Source organism: Streptomyces mayteni (assembly GCF_054783955.1).
Genome location: NZ_BAAGPR010000037.1, coordinates 21,898 through 45,341 on the forward strand (window position 1 = coordinate 21,898; position 23,444 = coordinate 45,341).

At 73.3% G+C, this 23,444-nt stretch carries 20 protein-coding genes; 11 read left to right on the forward strand and 9 right to left on the reverse strand.

The window, feature by feature from the left end:
• Positions 1-14: 14 nt before the first annotated feature.
• The 6 genes from ACYVPE_RS18095 to ACYVPE_RS18120 form a co-directional block, all read right to left on the reverse strand.
• Complete coding sequence (locus ACYVPE_RS18095) at positions 15-764, reverse strand: cupin domain-containing protein (RefSeq protein ID WP_461034654.1); 750 nt, start codon at positions 762-764, stop codon at positions 15-17.
• Entirely contained in the window at positions 758-1,690 is a 933-nt protein-coding gene (locus ACYVPE_RS18100) for a DUF6807 domain-containing protein (RefSeq protein ID WP_461034655.1), read from the reverse strand. The genes ACYVPE_RS18095 and ACYVPE_RS18100 overlap by 7 nt, the downstream gene beginning before the upstream one ends.
• Entirely contained in the window at positions 1,687-2,844 is a 1,158-nt protein-coding gene (locus ACYVPE_RS18105) for a Gfo/Idh/MocA family protein (protein WP_461034656.1), read from the reverse strand. The genes ACYVPE_RS18100 and ACYVPE_RS18105 overlap by 4 nt, the downstream gene beginning before the upstream one ends.
• 94 nt (positions 2,845-2,938) lie before the next feature.
• Positions 2,939-4,000 (reverse strand): LacI family DNA-binding transcriptional regulator, encoded by a 1,062-nt coding sequence (locus ACYVPE_RS18110; protein WP_461034657.1) that lies wholly within the window; start codon positions 3,998-4,000, stop codon positions 2,939-2,941.
• Between the two features lie 109 nt (positions 4,001-4,109).
• The gene (locus ACYVPE_RS18115) at positions 4,110-5,033 is read right to left on the reverse strand and encodes an ABC transporter permease (RefSeq protein ID WP_461034658.1); all 924 of its coding nucleotides are present in this window, start codon (positions 5,031-5,033) and stop codon (positions 4,110-4,112) included.
• Positions 5,030-6,073 (reverse strand): ATP-binding cassette domain-containing protein, encoded by a 1,044-nt coding sequence (locus ACYVPE_RS18120; RefSeq protein WP_461034659.1) that lies wholly within the window; start codon positions 6,071-6,073, stop codon positions 5,030-5,032. Before ACYVPE_RS18120 ends, ACYVPE_RS18115 begins: the two co-directional genes overlap by 4 nt.
• A gap of 117 nt (positions 6,074-6,190) precedes the next feature.
• Between ACYVPE_RS18120 and ACYVPE_RS18125 the strand changes: the two genes are divergently transcribed.
• The 11 genes from ACYVPE_RS18125 (at position 6,191) to ACYVPE_RS18175 (ending at position 20,532) form a co-directional block, all read left to right on the forward strand.
• The gene (locus tag ACYVPE_RS18125) at positions 6,191-9,238 is read left to right on the forward strand and encodes an ATP-binding protein (RefSeq protein WP_461034660.1); all 3,048 of its coding nucleotides are present in this window, start codon (positions 6,191-6,193) and stop codon (positions 9,236-9,238) included.
• 183 nt (positions 9,239-9,421) lie between these two features.
• Positions 9,422-10,675 carry a class I SAM-dependent methyltransferase gene (locus ACYVPE_RS18130; protein ID WP_461034661.1) on the forward strand — a complete coding sequence of 418 codons (1,254 nt, stop codon included), beginning with the start codon at positions 9,422-9,424 and terminating at the stop codon, positions 10,673-10,675.
• Between the two features lie 32 nt (positions 10,676-10,707).
• Entirely contained in the window at positions 10,708-12,219 is a 1,512-nt protein-coding gene (locus ACYVPE_RS18135; RefSeq protein WP_461034662.1) for an FAD-dependent monooxygenase, read from the forward strand.
• Positions 12,216-13,673, forward strand: a complete 1,458-nt coding sequence (locus ACYVPE_RS18140; RefSeq protein WP_461034663.1) for an NDP-hexose 2,3-dehydratase family protein — start codon at positions 12,216-12,218, stop codon at positions 13,671-13,673. The genes ACYVPE_RS18135 and ACYVPE_RS18140 overlap by 4 nt, the downstream gene beginning before the upstream one ends.
• The gene (locus ACYVPE_RS18145) at positions 13,670-14,677 is read left to right on the forward strand and encodes an NAD-dependent epimerase/dehydratase family protein (RefSeq protein WP_461034664.1); all 1,008 of its coding nucleotides are present in this window, start codon (positions 13,670-13,672) and stop codon (positions 14,675-14,677) included. The genes ACYVPE_RS18140 and ACYVPE_RS18145 overlap by 4 nt, the downstream gene beginning before the upstream one ends.
• A 70-nt stretch (positions 14,678-14,747) precedes the next feature.
• Positions 14,748-15,857, forward strand: a complete 1,110-nt coding sequence (locus ACYVPE_RS18150) for a DegT/DnrJ/EryC1/StrS family aminotransferase (RefSeq protein WP_461034665.1) — start codon at positions 14,748-14,750, stop codon at positions 15,855-15,857.
• Positions 15,854-16,486: a dTDP-4-dehydrorhamnose 3,5-epimerase family protein gene (locus ACYVPE_RS18155; protein WP_461034666.1), complete on the forward strand. Its 633-nt coding sequence runs from the start codon at positions 15,854-15,856 to the stop codon at positions 16,484-16,486. The genes ACYVPE_RS18150 and ACYVPE_RS18155 overlap by 4 nt, the downstream gene beginning before the upstream one ends.
• A 58-nt stretch (positions 16,487-16,544) precedes the next feature.
• A complete protein-coding gene (locus tag ACYVPE_RS18160) occupies positions 16,545-17,744 on the forward strand; it encodes a glycosyltransferase (protein ID WP_461034667.1) in 1,200 nt (399 codons plus the stop codon).
• Between the two features lie 57 nt (positions 17,745-17,801).
• Positions 17,802-18,383 (forward strand): NADPH-dependent FMN reductase, encoded by a 582-nt coding sequence (locus ACYVPE_RS18165; RefSeq protein WP_461034668.1) that lies wholly within the window; start codon positions 17,802-17,804, stop codon positions 18,381-18,383.
• 98 nt (positions 18,384-18,481) lie between these two features.
• Entirely contained in the window at positions 18,482-19,207 is a 726-nt protein-coding gene (locus tag ACYVPE_RS18170; RefSeq protein ID WP_461034669.1) for a class I SAM-dependent methyltransferase, read from the forward strand.
• Positions 19,208-19,338: 131 nt separating this feature from the next.
• Positions 19,339-20,532, forward strand: a complete 1,194-nt coding sequence (locus ACYVPE_RS18175; RefSeq protein ID WP_461034670.1) for an acyltransferase family protein — start codon at positions 19,339-19,341, stop codon at positions 20,530-20,532.
• A gap of 76 nt (positions 20,533-20,608) precedes the next feature.
• Here the strand turns inward: ACYVPE_RS18175 and ACYVPE_RS18180 are convergent, their stop codons facing one another.
• Genes ACYVPE_RS18180 through rfbA form a run of 3 tightly spaced genes read right to left on the reverse strand, consistent with a single transcriptional unit; the run spans position 20,609 to position 23,386 of the window.
• On the reverse strand, positions 20,609-21,742 hold the full coding sequence (locus ACYVPE_RS18180; protein WP_461034671.1) for a glycosyltransferase: 1,134 nt from the start codon (positions 21,740-21,742) through the stop codon (positions 20,609-20,611).
• The gene (locus tag ACYVPE_RS18185) at positions 21,739-22,437 is read right to left on the reverse strand and encodes an antibiotic biosynthesis monooxygenase family protein (protein WP_461034672.1); all 699 of its coding nucleotides are present in this window, start codon (positions 22,435-22,437) and stop codon (positions 21,739-21,741) included. The genes ACYVPE_RS18180 and ACYVPE_RS18185 overlap by 4 nt, the downstream gene beginning before the upstream one ends.
• A 58-nt stretch (positions 22,438-22,495) precedes the next feature.
• Positions 22,496-23,386 (reverse strand): glucose-1-phosphate thymidylyltransferase RfbA, encoded by an 891-nt coding sequence (gene rfbA, locus ACYVPE_RS18190; RefSeq protein WP_461034673.1) that lies wholly within the window; start codon positions 23,384-23,386, stop codon positions 22,496-22,498.
• Positions 23,387-23,444: the final 58 nt, after the last annotated feature.

Genomic DNA, 23,444 nt, shown 5'->3' on the forward strand with positions numbered 1-23,444 from the left:
CTGGACCGCGGTCGTCACGTCTCCGTGGTGTGCAGGGTGGTGCCGGGCAGCGCGTACTCGTCGCGGCGCCCGCACATGCCGTAGCCGCCCTCGCGGCTCGGCTCGGCGTCGTGGGCGGTGGCGTCGGCGAGGTAGCCGGGGTCGCCGGCCTCCAGCGCCGCGAGCTGCTCGCCGGTGCGCTCGGCGGCGGCCAGCGCGCCGGCCCGCCACAGCGCGCGCCAGGTCGGCACCCGGTCGGCGACCAGCCGGGCGGCGGTCCGCTGGAACTCCAGGTAGGGACCGTTGTCGCCGGCCTGGAGCGCGGCGCGCAGCGGCAGGTAGCCCTGGACGGCGAGGTCGCGGCGCCGGTGGGCGGCTTCGGCGACCTCGGCGTCGGTGGCGCCGGTCGGCAGCGCGGCGGCGGCCGCGTACCGCTCGGGGTCGGCGAGCACCTCGGTCGGGAAGGTGAACACCGCGTCGCCGGCCTCCGGCAGGCCGCTGTTCTGCATCAGCACGGTGATCCGCAGCCCGCCGCCCTGCACCATCCGGTGCACGGTGCCAGGCGTGAACCAGGCGACCGAGCCGGGGCCGAGCGGGAGGTCGCGGTAGCCGTCCGGGCTGAGCGTCTGCACCGCGCCCGCGCCGCCGGTGACGACGTACGCCTCCGTGCACACCAGGTGCAGGTGCGGGCTGCCGCCGCAGACGCCGTCGGCGGCCTCCCACTCGTAGGCGGTGAGGTGCGAGAGCCCCACCGCGCCGGGCAGCGGATGCGGCAGGCTCACCACGGCAGGCCCGCCAGGTGGGCGTCGATCCGCTCGACGTCCCAGGCGCCGTCGGCGACCACGACGCGGTAGCGGTAGTCGAACGAGGCGCCCGGCGCCAGCTCGAACTCCTCGAAGAACGCCCAGGAGAAGGCGACCGTCGGGATCGGCTGGGAGCGCACGAACCAGTGCGAGGCGTGGACCGCGCCCTCGCCCAGGTTCTCGGGGGCGTGCGCGAAGACCAGGGTGGTGTCGGCGTCGACGTCGTCGTGGGTGGCGGTGAAGGCCAGCCAGGGCGCGTCGGCGGCCGGGGTGCCCATCGTCTCCTGGTCGGTGGCCTGGCCCTTGGGGGTGATCACCCGGCCGCCGGTGAAGTCGCGCGGGCCGCGCCACTGGAGCCCTGTGTAGCCGGCCATCTCCCGGCCCGCGGTGGTGGGCGAGCCGAAGCGCAGCGGCTCCTCGCGGACGTTGGTCAGCCGGATCGACCAGTCGACGGCGTAGGCGCCGGCCGTGGGGTCGATCGCATACACGGTGACGCCGCGCTGCTCGACGGCCCACTCGTCGCCGTTGTTGGCGACCCAGGTGAGGTTCTCGGCGAGCGTGAACCGGTCGTCCTCGGCGTGCAGCGAGCCGAAGCCGTCGTGCCGCATCGAGCCGACCCGCTCCTCGACGCGCTGGTAGCCGGTCTCGGGGCCGAGGTAGCTGTTGCCGCCCCAGAAGTTCTGCTCCGACAGGTGGCTGGCCGTCATCTGGAGGCCCTTGTGCCAGCGGTGGTCGTTGGGCCGGTAGCCGGAGGCCAGGTTGCCGGCCAGGGTGCGGAGCGGGTGGATGTACGGCTTGCGGGACTCGAAGGGGTCCGCGTCCGGGCGGTAGACGTAGGAGAGCAGCTCGACGCCGCCGTGGCCGACGGTGATGCGGTCGCCGAGGGTGTGGGTGACCTGGATCGTCATCGCGTGGGGCTCCAGTCCGGGTGGTCGCCGTGCATGGCCGAGTAGTAGGGGTCGTCGGGGGTGATCTCGCCGGCCAGCACGGGCTGCCCGGTGAAGGCCGACTTGTAGAGGGCGGCGGCGAACTCGACGGTGGCGCGGGCCGAGGGGCCGCTGCCCGGCGGCCGCTCGCCGCGCGCGTGGGCGTCCAGCAGCACGCCGAGCTGGGCGCCGTGGCCGCTGGGCACGTCGGCGGCCGGGGTACGCCAGTGCTTGATCCGCGCCTCGTCGTCGAGCCCGCGGCGCGGGGTGTACACCCAGTCGCTGTTGCGGTGGCCGTAGAGGTGGGTGACCTCGACGGTGGCCTCGGTGCAGTCGATCCTGATCCGGCTGACCTCGTCGGGCGAGAGCACGCTGTTGACGACGGTGGCCAGCGCGCCGTCCGCGAAGCGGACCAGGGCGGTGGAGACGTCCTCGCTCTCCACGTCGTGCACCAGCCGGCCGGCCATGGCGCGGATCTCGGTCCACTCGCCGAGCAGGTGGAGCAGCAGGTCGTACTGGTGGATGCCGTGGCCCATGGTGGGGCCGCCGCCCTCGGTGGCCCAGCGGCCGCGCCAGGGCACGGAGTAGTAGGCGGTGTCGCGGTGCCAGGTGGTCTGGCAGTGCGCGACCAGCGGGCGGCCGAGCTCGCCGCCGGATATCAGCTCCCGGGCGTGGACGGCGCCCGAGCCGTAGCGGTGTTGGAAGACGACGGAGGCGTACGCGCCGCTGGCCTCCTCGGCGGCGGCGATCTCGTCGTACTCGGCGAGCGAGAGGGTCAGCGGCTTCTCGCACAGCACCCAGGCGCCCGCCTGGAGCGCGGCCACCGTCTGCTCGCGGTGCAGCGCGGGCGGGGTGCCGATCAGCACCAGCTCGGGGCGCTCGGCGGCGAGCATCTCGGCGAGGTCCCGGTAGCCGGTGACGGTCGCGCCCGCCTCGGCGGCCGCCGCACGGAACGCGTCGAGCCGGCCGGGGTCGATGTCCACGGCGGCGACGAGCTCGACGCGGTCGGCGTGGGCGGTCAGGGCCGCCAGGTGGCTGCCGGTGACGATGCCGCCGGTGCCGACGACGGCGGCGCGGAGACGAGCGTGCGGAGAGGCGGGAACGGCGGCGGGAACGGCGGCGGACGGAGAGGGCATGCGAGGCTCCTGCTGCGTGAACTCGGCGTTGGTAAGCGCTTGCACCGCACCGGACTCTAGGGCCCGTGTGATCGATCACACAAGACCTTTGCGCCTACTTGTCTGGGGTGGGAACACCGTGCCGCCGGCCCGGCGCGGGGCCGGTCGAGCCGCGCAGCAGCACCTCGTTGAGCGCGGTCGCGGACGGCGGTTCGGCCTGCGACTCGCCGCGCAGCAGGGCCAGCAGCCGGCCCACCGCCTCGCGGCCCTGCCGCTCCCGGTCGACCCGCACGGTGGTCAGCGGCGGGTCGAGGAAGCGGCCCATCTCGTCGTCGTCCCAGCCGAACACGCTGACCTCGCCCGGCACGTCGACGCCCAGGCTCTGCAGTCCGCGGACGACGCCGAACGCCACCCGGTCGTTGGCCGCGAACACGGCCGTGGCGCCGGAGCCGGCGATCACCTCGCGGGCCGCGTCCCAGCCGGAGCGCACGCTCCAGTCGCCGTCGACCACCGCGCGCGACTCGAGCCCGAGTTCGGCGACCGTCGCCTCGTACACCGCCCGCCGGTTGCGCGCCGAGGCCCAGGTCGCCGGGCCGGCCACGTGCGCGAACCGCCGGTGGCCGAGGCCCGCCAGATGCCGGATCAGCTCGGCCGCCGGGGTGGCGTCGGCCAGCGCGCCGCGGGCCCGCATGTTGTCGTCGTACTCGCCGTCGACCACGGTGGGCAGGGCGGGCGAGGTGCCCTCGGGGAGCGGGGTGAGGGAGAGGATCGCGTCGACGTTCTCCGGCTGGAGCAGCGCCTGGACGCGGGCGGCCCGCGCCGCGGCGTCGCCCTCCAGGCCGACGACGTCGAGCAGGTAGCCGGCCTCGTGGGCGGCGGCCGCGGCGCCGCGCAGCATCCGGGTCGGCGCGAAGCCGGTGGAGTCGGGCAGGATCACCGCGATCCGGTTGGAGCGGCGGGTGCGCATGGTCCTGGCGGCCTGGTTGGGGCGGTAGTCGAGGGTGGCCACCGCCTGGGAGACCCGGCGGGTCGTCTCGGGCCGCATGCTGGGGTCGTTCCGCAGGAAGCGGGAGACCGTCTGGTGCGAGACCCCCGCCAGCCTGGCCACCTCGTGGATGGTCGCGGGCCGCGGCCTGCGACCGCCCTCCTGGCCGGTCGGCATCCACTGTTCCGGCATCCGCTGCCCCCTTCCCCGGCCCTCGGCCGTGCGCACCAGTGTGCCCGCGCCGGGGCGGCGTCAGAAGGGGGAGGACGCCACCGCGGCGCGGGCGGGGAACGCGGATTGGTCAGTTCCGCGTGCGGTAGACCCGCATGGTGAGGGGGGCGAAGACGGCCAGCATGGCGGCCGCCTCGACGAGCACCAGCAGCACGTCGCCGGCGCTCGCGGTGCCGCCCATCAGGCCGCGGACCGCGGTCGCCAGGTGGCTGACCGGGTTGACGTCGACGAAGGCCCGCAGCCAGCCGGGCATCGTGTCGGGCGAGACGTAAACGTTGCTGGCGAAGGTGAGCGGCATCAGCAGCATCATGCTGATCGAGGTCACCGCCCGCTCGTTCCTGGTGACCAGGCCGATCAGGGTCCACAGCCAGGACAGGCAGAAGGCGGAGACGACGATGAGCAGCACCGCGGCGACGATGCCGAGCAGGCCGCCGCCCTGGGTCCGGTAGCCGAGGACGAAGCCGAAGGTCAGCATCATGATCGAGGCCATGACATAGCGGGCGGCGTCGGCGAGCAGCGGGCCGATGATGGCCGAGGGGCGCCACATGGGCAGCGAGCGGAACCGGTCGAAGACGCCCTTCTCGGCGTCGCTGCTGAGGCCCATGCCGACGTACATGGTGATCATCAGCACGGTGTTCACCAGCACGCCGGGCAGGAAGTACTGGAGGTACTCGCTGGTGCCGCCCTCGGCGAGCGCGCCGCCGAAGAGGAAGGTGAACATCAGCAGCATCACCAGCGGGAACAGCGTCACGTCGGTGACCTGGGTGGGGCTGTGCTTGACCCGGAGCATCGCCCGGTAGAGGTGGCTCATCGAGGCGGAGAACCGGCCGGCGGGCGGCGGCCGTTCGCCCTCGCCGAGGACGGTGAGCAGTTCGTAGTCGATCGGCTCGCCGCCGCGGGCGGACGCCGCCTCGGCGACGTCCGGCCCGGTCGGGGTCTCGGTGCCGGCCGCCGCCTCGGCGACGTCCGGCCCGGTGGGGGTTTCAGTGCTCACGCTGCCCTCTCCTTCGTGGCGCCCGTGGTGTCCGAGCTGTCCGAGCTGTCCGTGGCGGTCGGGTGGCCGGTGAGCGCCAGGAAGACCTCGTCGAGGGTGGGCTGTCCGAGCGCGAACTCGGTGGTGGGCACCCCGTTGCGGGTCAGCTCGGCCAGCGCCTGGACGCTGGACTCGCTGTCGTCCACGCGGGCGGTGAGCGCCGAAGGGTCGGACTCGAGCTGCACCTCGACGTCGAGCGCCTTCGTCAGCACCCGCACGGCCGCGAAGCGCTGGGCCGGGTCGGCGACCCGCACCCGGAGGATGCCGGAGCCGACCGAGGCCTTGAGCTCGCCCGGCGTCCCCTCGGCGATCACCCGGCCGTGGTCGATGACCGCGATCCGGTCGGCCAACTGGTCGGCCTCGTCGAGGTACTGGGTGGTGAGGACGACCGTGGTGCCCCGGGCGACCAGCGAACGGACGATCGTCCAGACCTGGTTGCGGCTGCGCGGGTCGAGGCCGGTGGTCGGCTCGTCGAGGAACATGATGTCCGGCGGCACGATGATCCCGGCGGCGATGTCGAGGCGGCGCCGCATCCCGCCCGAGTAGGTCTTGGCCTGCCGGTCGGCGGCGTCCGTGAGCCCCATGGCGCCCAGCAGCCGGCCGGCCCTGACGGTGGCCGCGGCGTGCCGGTGGCCGAGCAGCCTGCCGAGCAGGACCAGGTTCTCGCGGCCCGTCAACTCCTCGTCCACCGAGGCGAACTGGCCGGTGAGGCTGATCCGGCCGCGCACCTGGTCGGACTGGGTGGCGATGTCGAGGCCCAGCACGGTGACGTGCCCGGCGTCGGCCGGCATCAGGGTGGAGAGGATGCGCAGCGCGGTGGTCTTGCCCGCGCCGTTGGGGCCGAGGACGCCGTAGACGCCGCCGGCCGGGACGACCAGGTCGAGGCCGTCGAGGGCGCGGGTCTCGCCGAAGGTCTTCACCAGGCCCCTGGCCTCGATCGCCGGTGCGGGCGCCGCCGCCCGTGCCTCCTTCTCCTGGAAGGTGGTCCGCTGGTCGGTCACTCCGCTTCCTCCTGGTGCCGTCGGTAGCCTTGCCCTTCGATCTGTCGGCGCCACGAGGGCCGTGGCACCCGCCATTCCCGACGTGGCGGCGCCACCAGGTCCCAGGGGGGAGGCGGTGTGACGGCGCTCGTCGGCCGTGCCCATCAAGCGGCGGTGCTCGACGCGGCGGTGGCCCGCACGGCGAGCAGCCACGGCGGTCTGGTGCTGGTGACCGGGGAGGCCGGGATCGGCAAGACGGTGCTGGTGGCGGAGGCCGCGGCGGGCGCCGAGCGGAGCGGGGCGCTGGTGGCCACCGGAACCTGTTGGGACCGCGCCGACGCGCCGGCCCACTGGCCGTGGACCCAGGTGCTGCGCGGGCTGCGCCGGACCATGGCGGCGGAGGCGTGGGCCGAGGCGCGGCGCGAGGCGGGACCCGAACTCGCGCCGCTGCTCGGCGAGTCGGGGGCCGCGGCACGGGACGGGCAGGGCTTCGGGCTGCGGGACGCGCTGAGCACGCTGCTGGTGACGGCGGCCCGCCGGCATCCGGTGGTGGTGGTACTCGACGACCTGCAATGGGCCGACGCCGCCTCGGTGGAGCTGCTGGAGTTCGTCACCCGGCACGCCTGGTTCGAGCGGCTGCTGGTGATCGGGGTCTACCGGGACGTGGAGGTAGAGGCGTCCTGGCACCCGCTTGGTCCGCTGCTCGCCCCGCTGTTGTCGAAGGCGACGCCGGTGACGCTGACCGCGCTCGGCCCCGACGAGGTGCGCGCCCTGCTGGCCCGCACCGCCGGCCGGGAGCCGTCCGCCGCGACGGCGGCCGAGGTGCACAGGAGGACCGGCGGGAACCCGTTCTTCGTGGAGCAGACCGCCAGGCTGTGGCGGAGCACCGGCACCGTCGACCTGGTCCCGCCCGGCGTGCGGGAGGCGGTCGGGCAGCGGCTGCGGCTGCTACCGGCCGAGGTGTCGGGGCTGCTGGCCGCCGCCTCGGCGCTGGGGCCCGAGTTCGACCGCGAGGTGCTGGCCGAGATGACCGGCCGGTCGGAGCGTGCGGTGGCGGCGCTGCTCGGGGAGGCGGTGGCGGCCAGGCTGGTGGTGCCGCGCGGGGGTCCCGAGCGGCTCGGCTTCGTGCACGACCTGGTGCGCGAGACGCTCTACGCGGGCCTGGCCGAGGACGAGGCGGCCGGCTGGCACGCCGCGGCGGCCGGGGCGTTGGCGGCGCTGCCGGAGTGCGCGGCCAGGGCCGCGCCAGGCGAGGCGGCGCACCACGCCTACCGGGGGGTGGCGCGGCTCACCGCCGCTGCCGTGGTCGACACGCTGCGCGGGGCGGCGGCCGAGGCGTGGGGCCGGATGGCCTCGGGGGAGGCGAGCGTGCACCTGGGCCGGGCGCTGTCCCTGATCCCGCGGGCGGAAGGACGCCGGTGGGCGACGGTGGCGCTCGACCTGGGCTCGGCGCTCCACCACGGCGGGGACGAGGCCGCCGCGCTGCGCGCGTTCCAGGAGGCGGCGGCCGTCGCCCGGGCGCTGGGCGACGGCGAGTTGCTGACCAGGGCCGCGCTCCGGCTGCGGCGCGCCGTGTGGATGGCGCACCCGCCCGAGGTGGAGCGGTTGACGACGGAGTTGGTGAACGAGGCGTACGCGGCGCTCTTCGGCGAGCACGGCACGGCCGGCTCCGATCTGGAGCGGGAGCGTGAACTCACCGCGCGGGCCGCGGAGATGGCGCGTGAGGCGGGCGACGACGAGGCGTTGCAGGACGCGTTGATGACCCGGCACGACGCGCTCTGGGCGCCCGGGACGGCGGCCGAACGGCAGGTGCTCGCCGAGGAGTTGGCCGCCGTCGCGACGCGCTGCGGGGACCGTTCGGTCGCGCTGCTCGCCTCGTTGCTGCGGGCGATGGCGCTCCTGGAGCGGGGCGATCCGGCCGGCCGGGCCGAGCAGCGCTCGGCGCTGGCCGCGGCCGGCGACGACGCCGGGGCGCTGGCCACCGTGCTGTGGAGCGAGGTGGCCTTCGCCGCCCTCGACGGCCGGTTCGAGGCGGCGCGGAGCGCGCTGGAGCGGGCCGAGGGGGACGAGCGCGAGCGGCGGAGCGACGCGGGCGCGCGCGGCGACACGGCGACGATGCTCCACCAGCAGCGGTGGATGCTGGAGGTGGCGCGGGGCCGGTTCGACGCGGCGGACGCGCTGGTGGCCTCGGCCGGCCCGGCCCACGCCGATCTGCTGCTCGGCGTGACGGCCGCCGAGCGCGGCCACCTCGCGGCCGCCCGGCATCATCTGGCGCGGCTGCGGGCCGCCGCCGGGCGGCCGTCCCGCTGGTTCGAGCCGCTGTGGCTGCGGCTCCGCGCCCAGCTGGCGGCGGCCGACGGCGAACCGGCGGAACGGGCCGCGATCCGGGCCGAGTTGGCGCCGCTGGCCGGGGGCTGGCTGACGATGTTCGGCTCCTCGATCGACGGCCCGGTCGACTACTGGACAGCGCTGCGCGACGCGGCCGACGGCGACTGGCCGGCCGCCGTGGCCGGCCTCACCGCGGCCGAGCGGGCGGCGGAGGCGATGGGCGCGGCGCCGTGGGCGGCCCGGGTGCGGCGGGCGCTGGCCGAGGCGCTGGCCGGCCGGGGTGGCCGGGGCGAGCCGGAGCGGCCGGCCGCGCCGAACGTGTTCCGGTTCGACGGCCAGGTGTGGACGCTGACCTTCGCCGGGGTGACCGCGCACCTGCCGGACGCGAAGGGGCTGCACGACATCCGGCGGCTGCTCGACCGGCCCGGCGGGGAGATCCCGGCCGTCGAGCTGCTGGCGGCCGAGAGCGGGGCGCCGGCCCGCGAGGCCGGCCTGCTCGGCGCCGACCCGGTGCTCGACGAGCGGGCCAAGGCCGCCTACCGGGCCAGGCTCACCCGGCTCGACGGCGACATCGAGGCGGCGCTGGAGCGCGGCGACGACCGGCGGGCCGCCGAACTCGACGGTGAGCGCGCCGTGTTGATCGACGAGGTGCGGCGGGCCACCGGTCTGCACGGCCGCTCGCGCCGGCTCGGCGACCAGGCCGAGCGCACCAGGAAGGCCGTCACCGAACGCATCCGCAACGCGCTGCGCCGGCTCGACCGGCACCATCCGGCCCTGGCGGGCCATCTGCGGGAGTCGCTGGCCACCGGCTCGGTGTGCCGCTACACCCCCCGCGAACCGGTGCGCTGGGAGCGCTGACGCGAGCCGCCCCGACCGGTCGGACGCGCCGTCAGGGCTTTGTGAACTTATCCTTCAGTCTCCGTTAAACCGTCAATTCCGGTGTTAGCTTCGCCGCAGGTGATTGCCGTCGATCAGCGCATTGAGCGAAGCGCTGCGGCAGCCCCAACTCACACCGCGCACAAGCGCTTGGCTGGGGGATGGATGCTGAATTACACGAAGATAAGCGGCTGCCGCGTCTGCGGTAATCAGGAACTCCGGACGATCCTCGATCTCGGCGTGCAGGCACTCACCGGGGTGTTTCCACGCACCGCGGACGAGGAGGATCTGGTCGCCCCCCTCGAACTCGTGAAGTGCGTGCCGCCCGGCTGCGGCCTGGTCCAGCTGCGCCACGACGTCGACCTGTCGGTGATGTACGGCGAGCGGTACGGCTACCGCTCCAGCATCAGGCCGTTCATGATCAACCACCTGCGGGGGAAGGTCGCCGACGTGACCTCCCTGGTGCCGGTCTCCGCCGGCGACCTGGTGCTGGACATCGGCAGCAACGACGCGACGCTGCTGCGCCAGTACGAGGTCGACGGGCTCAGGCTGGTGGGCTGCGACCCGTCGGCGGAGAAGTTCCGCGACCGGTACCCCGAGAGCGCCGAGCTGATCGTCGACTTCTTCTCGGCCGACGCGTTCCGCGCCAGGCTCGGGGACGACCGGGCGAAGATCGTCACCTCCATCGCCATGTTCTACGACCTGCCTGACCCGATCGCCTTCATGCGCGACGTCCGTTCGGTGCTGGCGGACGACGGCGTCTGGATGATCGAGCACAGCTATCTGCCGACCATGCTCGAGACCAACTGCTACGACAACATCTGCCAGGAGCACCTGGAGTTCTACGCCCTCGCGCAGCTGGAGTACATGGCCGAGCGGGCCGGGCTGAAGGTGGTCTCCGCGAAGATCACCGACGTCTACGGCGGCAGCCTGTGCACGGTGCTGGCCAGGGACACCAGCGACTTCCCGGTGGACGAGGCCGGGCTCGGCGAGCTGCGTGCCAGGGAGGCCGAGCTCCAGCTGGACACCATGATCCCGTTCGAGGCGTTCGCCGCGCGGATCGAGAAGCACCGCACCGAGCTGCGCGCGTTCCTCGACGCCTCGAAGGCCGCGGGTCTGACGACGCTCGGCTACGGGGCCTCGACCAAGGGCAACGTGCTGCTCCAGTACTGCGGGATCACCACGGACGACCTGCCCTGCATCGGCGAGGTCAACGCCGAGAAGGACGGCTGTCTCACGCCGGGAACCAGGATTCCGATCGTCTCCGAGGAGGCGGCCAAGGAGCAGAAGCCGGACCAACTGCTGGTCCTGCCCTGGATCTTCCGCGACGGTTTCATCGAAAGGGAACAGGAATTCCTGGCCGGCGGCGGAAAGCTGGTTTTCCCGCTTCCGGAACTCGAGATCCACGACGGTAAGTAGCGGGCACCCGAAGGTTGGAGAGGGCGGAAAGAATGGACAGCGACGTCATCATCGTGGGCGCGGGTCCGACCGGCCTGATGTTGGCCGGCGAACTGCGCGCCGCGGGAGTCGACGTGCTCGTCGTGGAGCGGCTGGCCGAGCCGACGGGCCAGTCCCGCGGGCTCGGGTTCACCACCCGGGCCATGGAAGTCTTCGACCAGCGGGGGCTGCTGCCCAGGTTCGGCGGCCTGGAGACCAGCCCGATGGGCCACTTCGGCGGCATGCCACTGGACTTCTCGGTGCTGCCCGGCGGCAACTTCGGGGCCCGGGGCATCCAGCAGGCGCGGGTGGAGCAGGTGCTCACCGACTGGGCCACCGAGTCGGGGGCGCGGTTCCTGCGCGGCCACGAGATCGTCGCGCTGGACGAGGGCGCGGCCGAGGGCGACGGGCGGGTGCGGGTGACCGCGCGCGGCCCCGAGGGCCCGCTGGAGCTGACCGCCGCCTGGCTGGTCGGCTGCGACGGCGGGCAGAGCACCGTGCGGCGGCTCGGCGGCTTCGCCTTCGAGGGCAGCACCTCGACCCGCGAGATGTACCTGGCCGACGTGCGGGGCTGCGATCTGCCGCCGCGCTTCACCGGGATCCGGCTGCCCAACGGCATGGCGATGAACGCCCCGTTGGCGCCGGGCGTCGACCGGATCATCGCCTGCGAGCACGGCGTGGTGCCCACCGAGCGCACCGAGCCGGTCGACTTCGCCGAGGTGGCGGCGGCGTGGCAGCGGCTCACCGGCGAGGACATCTCGGGCGGCGAGCCGGTGTGGGTGAGCGCCTTCGGCGACGCCGCCAGGCAGGCGACCGAGTACCGCAGGGGCCGGGTGCTGCTGGCCGGCGACGCGGCCCACATCTTCCTGCCGGCCGGCGGGCAGGGCCTGAGCGTCGGTGTGCAGGACGCGGCCAACCTCGGCTGGAAGCTGGCCGCGACGGTGCTGGGCTGGGCCCCGGACGGGCTGCTCGACAGCTACCACGTGGAGCGGCACGCGGTCGGCACCCGGGTGCTGACGAACACCTCGGTCCAGGGCACCCTCTACCTCGGCGGGCCCGAGGTGGAGCCGCTGCGCGCGATGTTCACCGAGCTGATGGCGTACGAGGAGGTCGGCCGCCATCTCGCCGGCATGGTCAGCGGGTTGGACGTGCGCTACGACGTCGGCCCGGGCGAACACCCGCTGCTTGGCCGGCGGATACCGCCGGTCCCGCTGACCGGGGTGGCCGGCGCCGCCAGCACCTTCGAGGCGCTGCACGGCGGGCGCGGGGTGCTGTTCGACATCGCCGACGACGCCGAACTCCGGGCCGTCGCCGCCGGCTTCGCGGGGCGGGTCGACGTGGTCACCGCCTCGGTCGACGACACCCTGGCCGAGGGCTCGCTCAAGGGCACCGAGGCGCTGCTGGTGCGCCCCGACGGCCATGTGGTGTGGACGGCGCCGGACGGCCAGGACGGTCTCGCCGAGGCGCTCGGCCGCTGGTTCGGCACCCCGGGGACCTCGGGCGCCCCCGGGACCCGCCCGGCATGAGCACCGCCTCACGGCCGCTCGGCCGAGCGACGGCGGTCACCGCCGGCCTGACGGAGTTCCTCGACCTGCTCGACGCCACCAGGAGCTCGGTCTACACCCGGGCCGAGCGGGTGCCGCTCGACGAGCTCGCCCAGTGGCACACGGCCCCCGGCACCGGCGCCCTGCGCCACGTGAGCGGCCGGTTCTTCACCGTCGAGGGCATCGAGGCGACCGTCGCCGCCGACACCGGCGCCGAAGCCGGGGAGCCCCGCAGGTGGCGGCAGCCCGTCATCGTCCAGCCGGAGATCGGGATCCTCGGCATCCTGCTGCGCTGGGTCGACGGCACGCCGCACTTCCTGATGCAGCTCAAGGCCGAGCCTGGCAACGTCAACGGGATCCAGGTCTCGCCGACCGTGCAGGCCACCAGGAGCAACTACACCCGGGTGCACGGCGGCCGGCCGGTGCCGTACCTGGAGTACTTCGGGGGGCACCCCGGCAGCCGGACGGTCGCCGACGTGCGCCAGTCGGAGCAGGGCGGCTGGTTCCTGCGGAAGCGCAACCGCAACATGATCGTGGCGGTCAGCGACCCGGTGCCGGTGCACGAGGGCTTCCACTGGCTGACCATCGAGCAGCTCGGCGCCCTGCTCGCGGTCGACGACCTGGTCAACATGGACGCCCGGTCGGTGCTCGCCTGCCTGCCGCTGCTCGACGTGCTGCCGGCGCCGCTGGCGCTCGACCGGGGCGATCCCGCGCTCTCCGTGCTGCGCTCCTGGGGCGGTCTCCGGCCGGCGCGGCACTCGATGACCGAGCTGCTGAGCTGGATCACCGACGTGCGCAGCCGCACCGACGTCGAGGTGCGCCGGGTGCCGCTCGACGAGCTGCCCGAGTGGCGGTCGGACGGGCGGTCGCTGACCCATGTGGACGGCCGGCACTTCGACGTGATCGGGGTCCGGGTGGAGGCCGGCGGCCGGGAGGTCGGCCGCTGGGACCAGCCCATGGTCGCCGCCAGGAGAGTCGGCCTGAGCGCCTTCGTCACGAGCCGGCTCGCGGGCGTCCTCCACGTGCTGGTGGCGCTCCGCGCCGAACCGGGCCTGGCGGACGTCGCGGAGCTCGGCCCGACCGTGCAGTGCGTGCCTGACGACCCGGCCGACGGGCGGCCGCCGTTCCTCGACGCGGTGCTGGACGCCGCCCCCGAGCGGGTGCGCTACGACACCACGCTGTCGGAGGAGGGCGGCCGGTTCTTCCACACCCGCAACCGGTACCGGATCGTCGAGCTGGAGCCGGACGCCGACCGGACGCTGCCGGTGCGGCGGGACTTCCGCTGGATGACGCTCCACCAGCTCGGCGAGCTGGTGCGGCACAGCCACTACGTCAACGTGCAGGCGAGGACCCTGCTCGCGGCGTGCGTGGCGCTGGCGACCGGCCCGCTCGACGGGGCCGGGCCCACGCCGGCCGGCGAGCGGGGTCCGGCATGAGCGCCGCCCGCCGCCCGACCGTCGCCGTGCTCGGCGCCTCCGGCTACCTCGGCTCGGTGCTGACCGGGCTGCTCGCGCGGCGCCCCGTGCGCCTGCGCCCGGTGGCCAGGCGCGCCGTCCCCGTGCCCGAGGGCGCGGTGGCCGACGTCCGGCCGCTCGCCGCCGACCTCACCGAGCCGGCGGCCGTCGCCCGCGCCGTCGGCGACGCCGACGTGGTGCTGCACCTGGCCAAGCACACCGGCGACTGGCGGCTGCCCGAGGCCGAGCCGGCCGCGACCGAGCGGGTCAACGTCGGCGTGATGCGCGCCGTCCTCGACGTGCTCGCCGACCGGCCGCGGAGCGGCGAACGCCCGCCGCCCGTCGTGGTGTTCGCCGGCGCCTGCACCCAGATCGGCCGCACCCCAGAGCGTCCGATGGACGGCACCGAACCCGACCACCCGCAGACGGCCTACGACCGGCAGAAGCTGACGGCCGAGCTGCTGTTGAAGGCGGCCGACCGGGCCGGCGCCGTGCGCGGGATCAGCCTCCGGCTGGCCACGGTCTTCGGCCAGAGCCCGCTCTCCGAGGTCCCCGACCCCGGCGTGGTGATGACCATGGCGCGCCTGGCGCTGGCCGGGCGGCCACTGACGATGTGGCACGACGGCTCGGTGGTCCGCGACATCACCTTCGTCGAGGACGTCGGCCGCGCCTTCCTGGCCGCCACCGACCACCCGGACGCGCTGCGCGGGCGGCACTGGATGATCGGCACCGGGCGCCACGCGCGGCTCGGCGCGGTCTTCCACACCGTCGCCGAGGCGGTGGCCGAGGCCACCGGCCGGCCGCCGGTCCCGGTGGTCACCGTCGAGCCGCCGGACGCCGCGGTGCTGACCGACTTCCTCCCCGTGTACATCGACCCCGAGCCCTTCACCGAGGCCACCGGGTGGCGCGCGGGGGTCCCGCTGCGCGAGGGCGTCGACCGCGGCGTCGCCGCCCTGGTCCGGCGGACGGCCCCCGCCGCCCCGTGACTCCCAAGACCCCGCGACCGCTGGCCCCCGCCCCCGTGACGCTGAGCCCGACCGAGAAAGGAACGAGCAGATGGTGACCCGAGTGTGGGACTACCTGTTCGAGTTCGAGAACGAGCGCGCCGACATCATGGACGCCGTCGAGACGGTGTTCGCCTCCGGCTCGCTGGTGCTCGGCCCCAGCGTGCGCGGCTTCGAGGCGGAGTTCGCCGCCTGGCACGGACTCGACCACTGCGTGGGCGTCGACAACGGCACCAACGCCATCAAGCTGGGCCTACAGGCCCTGGGCGTGGGCCCTGGCGACGAGGTGGTGACCGTCTCCAACACGGCGGCGCCCACCGTGGTGGCGATCGACGCGGTCGGCGCCACGCCGGTCTTCGTGGACGTCCGCGAGGACGACTACCTGATGGACGTCTCCCAGGTGGCGGCGGCCGTCACCGAGCGCACCCGCTGCCTGCTGCCGGTGCACCTCTACGGCCAGTGCGTCGACATCGACCCGCTGCTCGCCCTGGCCCGCGAGCACGACCTGGTGGTGCTTGAGGACTGCGCGCAGGCCCACGGCGCCAGGCGCGGCGGCCGGCTGGCCGGCACCTTCGGGGACGCCGCGGCCTTCTCCTTCTACCCGACCAAGGTGCTCGGCGCCTACGGCGACGGCGGCGCCACCGTCACCGACCGCGCCGAGATCGCGGCGAACCTGCGGCGGCTGCGCTACTACGGGATGGAGGAGCGGTACTACGTCGTCGAGACCCCGGGCCACAACAGCCGGCTCGACGAGGTGCAGGCGGAGATCCTGCGCCGCAAGCTGCGCCGCCTCGACGCCTATGTGGCGGGCCGCCGGGCCGTCGCCGAGCGCTACCGCGAGGGCCTGGGCGACACCGGTCTTGTGCTGCCCGAGGTGGCCGACGGCAACGAGCACGTCTACTACGTGTACGTGGTGCGCCACCCCCAACGGGACGCGATCATGGAGCGGTTGAAGGGCTACGACGTCCACCTCAACATCAGCTACCCGTGGCCGGTGCACACCATGACCGGCTTCGCGCACCTGGGGTGGGAGCCCGGCTCGCTGCCGGTGACCGAGCGGCTGGCCGGCGAGATCTTCTCGCTGCCCATGTACCCCTCGCTCTCCCCCGACGTCCAGGACAAGGTGATCTCCGCGGTACGCGACGTGCTGGACACCCTGTGAGGGAGGTCCGCGCGCTGGCGGTCGAGGGCGCCCTGGAGTTCACCCCCGAGGTGTACCGCGACGAACGGGGCCTGGTCGCCACGCCCTTCGAGCTCGCGGCCTTCGAGGCCGCGCACCGGGGCCCGCTCTTCCCGGTGGCGCAGACCATCCACAGCCACTCGCGGCGGGGCGTGCTGCGCGGGATGCACTACACGGTGACGCCCCCGGGGATGGCCAAGTTCGCCTACTGCGCGCGGGGCGAGGCGCTCTACATGGTGCTCGACATCCGGGTGTCGTCGCCGACCTTCGGCCGGTGCGACGCGGTGCTGATGGACCAGCGCGCGTTCCGCTCGATCTACCTGCCGGTCGGGGTCAGCAACGGCTTCGTCGCGCTCACCGACGACACCGTCATCTCCTACATGATCTCCAAGCCCTACGTCTCGGCCGACGAACGGGCGTTGGCACCGCTCGACCCCGCGCTCGGGCTCCCGGTGCCGCCGGGGCTCGACCTGGTCCTGGCCGAGCGCGACCGCACCGCGATCACCCTGCGGGACGCGCTCGACCGGGGCGAACTCCCCGACTACGAGCACTGCCTGGCCCTGGACCGCCAGCTGAGCGCCGGGGGCGCGGCGGTCGGCGCCGGGCGCTGAACCGCACCAGCCGACCGGGCGCTGTACCGCACCGGACGAGGTACCGGAGGAAAAGCACATGCGCTATCTGTTCACGACCCTCCCGGGGACGTCCCACACGTTGCCGTGGGTCTCCCTGGCGCAGGCCGCCCAGTCGGCCGGGCACGAGGTGCTCGCCGCGGTGAGCGGCCCGGCGCTGCGGACGGCCGCGGACGCGGGGCTGCTGGCCACCGCGACCGACGACGGCGCGGCGCGCCGGAGTTACGAGCGGCTGGCCGACATGCTGGCCGAGGGCGGCTCCGGCATGGAGGTCGGCGGGGAGGAGATGGCACGCTACGTCGGGTCGGTCTTCGCCGACACCAGCCGGGCCATGCTGGACGGGCTGCTGGCGACGGCCAGGACCTGGCAGCCCGACGTGGTGGTGTACACCCCGCCCACGGTGGCCGGCCTGGTCACCGCCCGGGTGCTCGGCGTGCCGGCCGTGATGCACGGCCTCGGCACGCCGCTGCCGACCCCGCCAGGCGCGCTCGCCGGCTTCGCCGCGGCGGCCGAGGCGGTCGGGGTCCCCGACCTGACCAAGGAGATCAGGGACGTCGAGATCGACGTCAGCCCGCCCTCGTTGGACCGGCTCGGGCCGCCCAGGCCCCCGGCGCACCGGCGTTCGGTGCTCCCGATGCGGTTCACCGCCTACACGGGCGGCGCGCGGCTCCCCGAGTGGCTGCTCACCCGGGGCGAGCGGCCCCGGGTGGTGTGCACGCTCGGCTCGTTCACCCGCTGGTTCGGCGAGGGCGGGCTGATGCGGGAGGTGGTGCTCGGCACCGGCGACCTCGGCGTGGAGCTGGTGGTGGCCACCGCGGGCGCCGAACTGCCGGCGCTGCCCAAGCCGTTGCCCGACCATGTGACGCTGGTCGACTGGGTGCCGATGCGGGCCCTGCTCGCGGTCAGCGACGCCGTGATCCACCACGGCGGCCTCGGCACCATGTACGCCGCGTTCTCGGCCGGCGTGCCGCAGCTGGTGCTGCCGGCCGCCGCCGGGCCCGCGTTGGCCAACGCGCGGACCGTGGTGGCGCGCGGCGCCGGGGCGCTCGTCGACATGGACCGGGCGACCCCCGCCACCCTGAAGCCCGCGGTGCAGGACGTGCTCGTCAACTCGGCATATTTGCAGGCCAGTCGGGAGATAGCTGAGGAGATGTCGGCCATGCCGGCCCCGGCCAGGGTGGTCGAGCGGCTGACGGACCTCGCCCACTCCTACGACCGCTACCAGCGCCCGCGGGGCTGAACCGCCCCGCGCGCGTGACCGATTCCGCCCAACCAAGGAAGAAGTGAAGAAGCAGCAATGAGCGACGCGCCTCTGAAACTCGCCATCGTCATCGGCAGCATCCGCGACGGCCGCTCCGGCCACACGGTGGGCAACTGGTTCAAGGACGAGGCCGGCAAGCACGGGGCCTTCGACGTGGACGTCGTCGACATGCGGGACGCCCCGCCGCCGCTGATCCTCGGCAACGAGCCGCCGGCCGAACTGGCGGCGACGACCGAGAAGCTGGAGGCGGCGGACGCGTTCGTCATCGTCACCCCCGAGTACAACCACAGCTACCCGGCCTCCATAAAGAGCCTGATCGACTGGCACTACACCCAGTGGCGGGCCAAGCCGGTCGGCTTCGTCTCCTACGGCGGCCACGCCTGCGGGCTGCGGGCCGTCGAGGCGCTCCGCCTGGTGCTGGCCGAGATGCACGCGGTCACCGTGCGGGACTGCGTCAGCTTCGGCATGTACTCGGGCAACGGCTTCGGCGAGGACGGCCAGCCCTCGGAGCCGGAGGGCGCCAACGGCGCCGCCAAGGTGCTGCTCGACCAGATCGCCTGGTGGGCCACCGCGCTGAAGGAGGCCAAGGCCAAGAAGCCGTACGAGGTCCAGTTCTGACGCTCGTCGCCGCCCGCCCCGCCAGGCGCGGGGCGGGCGGCGCGGCACCATCCACCCAGTTCGGCAGTTCACCAGTTCGGCAGTCGCCAGGAGGAGACATGGGGTCGGTCTACGGATCTGACACCGCGAGCGTCTATCACGACTTCTACCGGGAGCGGAACGGCAAGAGCTACGCCGCCGAGGCCCGCCACGTGGCGCGGCTGGTGCGGGAGCGGCGGCCGGGCGCCGCCTCGCTGCTCGACGTCGCCTGCGGCACCGGCTCCCATCTGGAGACCCTGGTCGAGGAGTTCGAGCGGGTGGCGGGCCTCGAACTGTCGGAGGCCATGCTGGACGTGGCGCGCCCCCTGCTGCCCGGCGTCCCGCTGCACCAGGGCGACATGCGCGACTTCGACCTCGGCCGGCGCTTCGACGCCGTCGTCTGCATGCACAGCTCCATCGGCTACGTCGGCGACGAGAGCGCGCTGCGGCGGACGTTGGCCCGGCTGGCCGCCCATCTGGAGCCCGGGGGCGTGCTGGTGATCGAGCCGTGGTGGTCCCCCGGCACCTTCCTCGACCGGCACGTGGCGGGCGACGTGCTCACCGTCGGCGGGCAGACCATCTCCCGGGTCTCGCACACCGTGCGCACGGGCGACCGGACCAGGATGGAGGTCCACTGGGTGGTCGCCGACCCCGAGCACGGGCCGCGGCACACGGTGGAGGCGCACGTGCTGACGCTCTTCGAACCCGCCGAGTACCTGGCCGCCTTCGAGGCGGCCGGCTGCACCGTGGAACGCCTCGAATCCGACTGGTCGCGCCTCGGACTCCTGGTGGGCGTCCGAGGTTGAGCCACCGCGTGTCAGAGCTTTTCGAACTGATTGTGCGGGGAACGTCAAATCCCGTACGCCGGTGCTACTTTCCCTCCATTCGGGGAACGCATTCCGAGTTCTCCCTGGAAGCCTGGGAAAGAGAGTAACTCATGACCAGCGTGGATTCGGAACGGGCGGGGGCGGCCGCGAGCATGCCCCCGCATCTGCATTCACTGACCGGACTGCGCTGGGTGGCAGCGCTGATGGTCTTCCTGTCACATGCGCTGATCCTCCCCGCCGCCGTTCCGCCGGGAGATTTCGGCGAATCCGTCAGCGAGTTCGTCGCGCTCGGCGGATACGTCGGGGTTTCCGTCTTCTTCGTGCTGAGCGGATTCGTGCTGACCTGGTCGGCACGGGCCTCCGACAGCGCGCCCAGGTTCTGGCGGCGGCGATTCTTCAAGATCTACCCGAACCACTTCCTGGCCTTTCTGGTGGCCGTGGCCTTCATGATCTGGTGGGGCCCTGACATCGGGTTCGAGTCCGCGAGCGACCAGGCGCCAGGCGCGCTCCCCCAGTTGCTGCTGGTCCACGCCTGGGTGCCCGACCTGGACATCGCCTTCTCGTTCAACCTGGTCAGCTGGTCGCTCTCGGTGGAGACGGCCTTCTACCTGTGCTTCCCGCTGCTGCTCGCCGGAGTGCTGAGAATTCGCCCCGAGCGGCTCTGGTACTGGGCCGGCGGCACCCTGCTCGCGATCTTCCTGGTGCCGCAGCTGGCCGGGCTCCTGCCGGACGGCGAACTCTCCTACGAGGGAATGACCACGTGGGAGTACTGGTTCGTCTACGTCCTGCCGATCACCCGCATGGGAGAGTTCCTGATCGGCATTCTCATGGCCCGGATCGTGCTGACCGGGCGCTGGGTGCGATTCCCGCTCTGGGCCGCGTCACTGCTCTTTCTCGGCGTCTATGTCATCGCGCTCGACCTGCCCAAGGAATACGCGATCGTGGCGGCCACGGTGGCGCCGATAGCCCTGCTGATCCCCGCCGCGGCCACCACCGACGTGCACGGCAGAGGATCGCTGCTCGGACGTCCTGCCATGGTCTGGTTGGGGAATGTCTCCTACGCCTTCTACCTGGTCCACTTCTTCGCCATTCAGGCCGTCTTCCGCATGGTCGGATTCGACTTCCAGGCGAACTACCTGACGGCGGTGCTCTTCGTGCTCGGCGCCTGCGGGCTCGGCGTCGCGCTGGCCGCGGTGCTCTACCAGTTCGTGGAGCGGCCGATGATGCGCCGGTTCGCCACCCCGCGTGCGCCGGTGACGGTGGCCGGGCGGGCCCAGGACCCGCAGAAGGAACCGACCGGCTGAGCCACCGTCCGCGACCCGGGCCGGCCCCGCCACCCCCTCTCGGGTGGCGGGGCCGGCGTCGTACGGCGCCGGCTGGTCAGACCAGCGCCTCCACCCGGGCCACCTGCTCGGTCGGCCCCGGCAGCCCCGCGATCTCGTCGGCCAGTTCGCGCGCCCGCTCCGCGTAGCCCACGTCGCCGAGCAGCCGCTGGCACGCCTTGGCCACGGACTCAGGGGCGTGCTCCTCGGCGGTGCCGAGCACGATGGCCGAGCCCTGGTCGGCCAGCCGCTGCCACAGCTCCCGGTACAACGGCCATTCGGAGAGCACCAGTTGGGGCGTGCCGGCGGCCATCGCGTTCATCGCCGTCGAGCCGCCGCCGTGGTGCACGATCAGGTCGCACCCCGGCACCAGGACCTCCAACGGCAGCCAGCCGACCCTGAGGTCGGGCAGCGCCTCCCGCACGGCGGGCGCCACGTCCTCGGGCGCCGCCACCACCAGCTCGGCGTCGAAGTCGGCGAGGTCGCGGGCGAGCCCGATGAGGAACGCCTGGCTCTCGCTGGCCGCCACCCGGGTGCCGGCCGTCACGCAGATCCGCCGGCGCTTCCCGGCGGTCAGCATCCAGGGCTCGACGGCGCGCGCCAGGTTGGTGCCCACCCAGCGGGTGCGGACCGTGCCGGGGGCGAGCGCGGGCGGGCTGACGCTGGGCGGGGTGACGTCCAGGACCAGATTCGGGTCCGGCAGCGCGGAGCGGCCGAGCGCGGCCAGTTCCGGGGCCAGTTCCTCGTCCGCGTAGCGGTTGGACCCGGGGATCTCCAGCGCGTCCCAGGTGTGCCGGACGTAGGGCACGTCCAGCGTGGCGGCGAGCAGCGCGGCCCCGTAGGACTGGCTGCCGCCCACGATCACGTCGGGCCGCCAGTGGTCGGTCAGCTCGCGCAGCCGGTCGTGGCTGGCGGCGGCCAGTCGGGCCATCCAGGAGCCGTGGAAGCGGATCGAGTCCTCCACCGTCTCCGGGTAGTCGACCGGCCTGCCGTCCCGGCCGGTCGAGAGCAGCTCCTCGAGCAAGCGGTCGGTGACCGTGACGAAGGGGATCGCCATCTGCTCGGCGATCCTGGTGGTCTCCTCCGTGGTGGCCATCACCACCGAGTGGCCGGCGTTGCGCAGCGCGTTGGCCAGTGGCGGGGCCCAGAACATCGTGGCCGGGCTGGGGCCGGCGATGAAGAGGACCCTCACCGCGCGCCCCCGGCGCCGGCGGCGGAGCGGGAGTGCACCACGGTGTACTGGTGCGGCTCGTGCGAGTTGACCAGCGAGGCGCCGATGGCCCGCCGTTCCCTGGTCTCCGCCGGCCGCTCGCTCTCCGGCAGGACGTGGAAGGCGTCGTACGCCTCCTTGCTCTCCCACTGGGCGTACATCGCCACATGGGTGCCGTCGACGCCGCGCAGGATGCTGTGCGAGCGGAAGCCGGGCACGGTCTTCAGCCACTCGTCGGGCTGCGCCAGGTTCTCGATCAGCGCGGCCTGGTTCTCCGGGTCGGCGGCGAAGAGGGTGAGGACGGTGAAGTCGCCGCGGTCGGGCGAGACCTCGACCACGCCGCCCTGGTCGGGGTGGGTCTGGGTGAAGACGACCTCGGTCTTGATGGACCGGAACCAGGTGGTCAGCTGGAAGAAGGCGGGCATCGTCTCGTTCTGCATCTTCTCGCGCTTGTAGCGGGACTCGATCGCGTCCCTGGTGCGCATCTGGATGAGATTGGCGGTGCCCGGCACGTCCTGCCCCGAGTGCAGCGAGGAGGACACCCAGCCGGGGAACTCGGCCGCGTTGTCGATGATTTCCCGCATGGCCTCGACCAGGCGCTCGTGGCGATGGGGCGTGTCGGTCCCGAACCAGTTGAGTATGTTCAGGTGGCCGTCGTCGACGGACAGGAAGGCCATGTCTCCCCTTCTCTTTCTCGGATGGCGATGGTGACCGGTGGCGGTGTGCCGGCGGTCGTCAGGTGGCGGCCAACAGCGCGGGCGTGGAAGAGGCGACGCGCATGATGTACTGGCCGTAGTCGGAATGGGCGAGTCGCCGGCCGAGGCGATGGCAGGATTCGGCGTCGATATAGCCCATGTTGAGGGCGATCTCCTCGATGCAGCCGACCCGTATTCCCTGGCGTTGTTCCATCATCTGCATGTAGTGGCTGGCGTCCGTGAGGGCGTCGTGCGTGCCGGTGTCCAGCCAGGTGAAGCCGCGGCCCAGGTCGACCAGGGTCGCGGCGCGGCGCGCCACGTAGACGCGGTTGACGTCGGTGATCTCCAACTCGCCCCTGGCGGAGGGCCGGATGCCGGCGGCGATCTCCAGCACCTCGTTGTCGTAGAGGTAGAGGCCGGTCACCGCCAGGTTGGAGCGGGGTTCGGTCGGCTTCTCCTCCACGTCGACGATCCGGCCGGCCTCGTCGGCCTGGGCGACGCCGTACCGCTCGGGGTCGGGCACCCGGTAGCCGAAGAGCACGCAGCCGTCGAGCGAGGCCACCCGGTTCTGCAGCACCTCGCCGAACCCTGGCCCGTGGAAGATGTTGTCGCCCAGGATCAGCGCGACGTCGTCGGAGCCGACGTGGTCGGCGCCGATCCGGAAGGCGTCGGCGATGCCGCGCGGCTCGTCCTGCACCGCGTAGTCGAGGTCGAGGCCGAGCGGGGCGCCGTCGCCGAGCAGCGAGCGGAAGGCGTCGAGGTCGTGGGCCGTCGAGATGATCAGGATGTCCCGGACGCCCGCCAGCATCAGCACCGACAAGGGATAGTAGATCATCGGCTTGTCGTGAACAGGCAAAAGCTGTTTCGAGACACTGAGGGTCAGCGGATACAGCCGGGTACCCCGACCGCCGGCCAAGATGATGCCCTTCATGAGAAAAGCATGACCATCCGGCCGTGCAACATCAATCAGGGAATCGTCAGAACAAACA

Excerpts from the sequence above, each read along its gene's own strand:
- ACYVPE_RS18100 (WP_461034655.1), bottom strand. The coding sequence starts at position 1,690 with ATGACGATCCAGGTCACCCACACCCTCGGCGACCGCATCACCGTCGGC.
- ACYVPE_RS18170 (WP_461034669.1), top strand. The coding sequence starts at position 18,482 with ATGGGGTCGGTCTACGGATCTGACACCGCGAGCGTCTATCACGACTTC.
- ACYVPE_RS18130 (WP_461034661.1), top strand. The coding sequence starts at position 9,422 with ATGCTGAATTACACGAAGATAAGCGGCTGCCGCGTCTGCGGTAATCAG.
- rfbA (WP_461034673.1), bottom strand. The coding sequence starts at position 23,386 with ATGAAGGGCATCATCTTGGCCGGCGGTCGGGGTACCCGGCTGTATCCG.
- ACYVPE_RS18150 (WP_461034665.1), top strand. The coding sequence starts at position 14,748 with ATGGTGACCCGAGTGTGGGACTACCTGTTCGAGTTCGAGAACGAGCGC.
- ACYVPE_RS18135 (WP_461034662.1), top strand. The coding sequence starts at position 10,708 with ATGGACAGCGACGTCATCATCGTGGGCGCGGGTCCGACCGGCCTGATG.
- ACYVPE_RS18140 (WP_461034663.1), top strand. The coding sequence starts at position 12,216 with ATGAGCACCGCCTCACGGCCGCTCGGCCGAGCGACGGCGGTCACCGCC.
- ACYVPE_RS18185 (WP_461034672.1), bottom strand. The coding sequence starts at position 22,437 with ATGGCCTTCCTGTCCGTCGACGACGGCCACCTGAACATACTCAACTGG.
- ACYVPE_RS18110 (WP_461034657.1), bottom strand. The coding sequence starts at position 4,000 with ATGCCGGAACAGTGGATGCCGACCGGCCAGGAGGGCGGTCGCAGGCCG.
- ACYVPE_RS18165 (WP_461034668.1), top strand. The coding sequence starts at position 17,802 with ATGAGCGACGCGCCTCTGAAACTCGCCATCGTCATCGGCAGCATCCGC.
- ACYVPE_RS18145 (WP_461034664.1), top strand. The coding sequence starts at position 13,670 with ATGAGCGCCGCCCGCCGCCCGACCGTCGCCGTGCTCGGCGCCTCCGGC.
- ACYVPE_RS18160 (WP_461034667.1), top strand. The coding sequence starts at position 16,545 with ATGCGCTATCTGTTCACGACCCTCCCGGGGACGTCCCACACGTTGCCG.
- ACYVPE_RS18175 (WP_461034670.1), top strand. The coding sequence starts at position 19,339 with ATGACCAGCGTGGATTCGGAACGGGCGGGGGCGGCCGCGAGCATGCCC.
- ACYVPE_RS18105 (WP_461034656.1), bottom strand. The coding sequence starts at position 2,844 with ATGCCCTCTCCGTCCGCCGCCGTTCCCGCCGCCGTTCCCGCCTCTCCG.